Annotated in this window: 2 protein-coding genes; one reads left to right on the top strand and one right to left on the bottom strand. The window is 43.0% G+C overall.

The features are described from left to right. Positions 1–92: 92 nt before the first annotated feature. Entirely contained in the window at positions 93–974 is an 882-nt protein-coding gene (locus tag JMW64_RS13850) for an IS982 family transposase (protein ID WP_201555364.1), read from the bottom strand. A gap of 107 nt (positions 975–1,081) precedes the next feature. On the opposite strand from JMW64_RS13850, the gene JMW64_RS13855 reads away from it, so the two are divergent. Beyond that, positions 1,082–1,454, top strand: a 373-nt coding sequence (locus tag JMW64_RS13855; protein WP_201555365.1) for an FAD-dependent oxidoreductase, incomplete at its 3' end; no start/stop codon positions are given.

A 1,454-nucleotide genomic window follows, 5' to 3' on the forward strand; every position in this document is an offset into this window, starting at 1 on the left:
TATTTGTGATTTGCTTAACTCTCTCATCATAATAAAAAATGGCAGGACTAATGATAGGATTTTGTAAGAACTTATAATCTATAACCCCACTCTCAACTTGAAATAAGCAAATCAAACTGAAGAGGCGGATTACCAAGTTTTTTGTTGAGTACAAAGCACAGATTGTGTGAAAGAATCTTACGAATCAATCGATGAGACAAATGCCATAAATCTCTTGCTCGTACCCTTTGTATATTAAATCGTTCTGATAGCTGACCAATGACTGTTTCAACGATACGGCGGGCTTTCATTAGCCGCCTTACCACAGGTTTGGGTCTATCCTCTTTCATGTTGGCTCTGAGTGGCGTTTGTAAATCCACGCCTTGAGCGTCGTAGTACGATGTCAGACTAGGGCTGATATACCCTTTATCAGCGCCAAGTAGCCCATGAATATGAGTGGTGATTTCTGGGGCAACCGCTCTTTCATCAACATTGGCAGGAGCAAAGGTAAAGCCTTTAATCATGCCCGATAAGTTAACAAGCAAATGGCCTTCAAAGCCATAGTACCTCTCTTGCTTAGCGGCACAGTAGCTAAAAGCTGCTAAGTCTTGATAATTCTTATGCCGATAAGCGCGTCCATAATGACAGACGGGTATCGGAAAGCCATCCATAAAATGAATGTTGTCACGGCCTTCAATTTGACTGACTTTATCTTGTATCTGCTGTTTGACTTGCCACAGATTGGCGCAGTGCTTTGCGAAGTTAGGGTATGAGCCGATGGCTGGAAACCAGTCTTGCCAATGCTGGGTAAAGTATTGCCAAATTTGTTTGTCTTGATCAAGGTGTAAAAATTCACCGACCATCTCCATGCAAATAACCTCAGGATCACTTAGCTTTGGCGCGTAACCTGCACTTCGCAAGGGTTTGGTGACGACTATTTTGTAATATTGCTCTACCATTAAATAGATATTGATGATAAATTCGTCTATGGGCATCTCACAACTCCATTGTATTCTTGGTCGAAAACAATAGATTAGTGAGGCGCTCTTCTTTTTTCAATCACTTTCGAAGTTGAGAGTGGGGTTAAAAATAGGAACGTACTATGAAAGATAATTATGATCTAGTCGTTATCGGCGGCGGTCCTGGTGGTTACGAAGCAGCGATTCGTGCAGGGCAGCTTGGTATGAGCGTCGCTTGTATCGAAAAACGTGTTTATAAAGGTGAGCCTGCTCTTGGCGGTACTTGCTTAAACGTTGGTTGTATCCCATCAAAAGCCCTACTTGATAGTTCGCATCGTTATGAAGCGACCAAGCATGATCTTGAAGAACATGGTATTAGCACTGGCGACGTCGCTATCGATATCGAGCAAATGATTGCTCGCAAAGAAGGTATCGTTAAGCAATTGACTGGCGGTGTGGCAGCGTTATTAAAAGGTAACGGCGTTGACTGGCTACAAGGCTGGGGCACATTGGTTG

Source organism: Psychrobacter immobilis, assembly GCF_904846065.1.
GTDB classification, from domain to species: domain Bacteria; phylum Pseudomonadota; class Gammaproteobacteria; order Pseudomonadales; family Moraxellaceae; genus Psychrobacter; species Psychrobacter immobilis_H.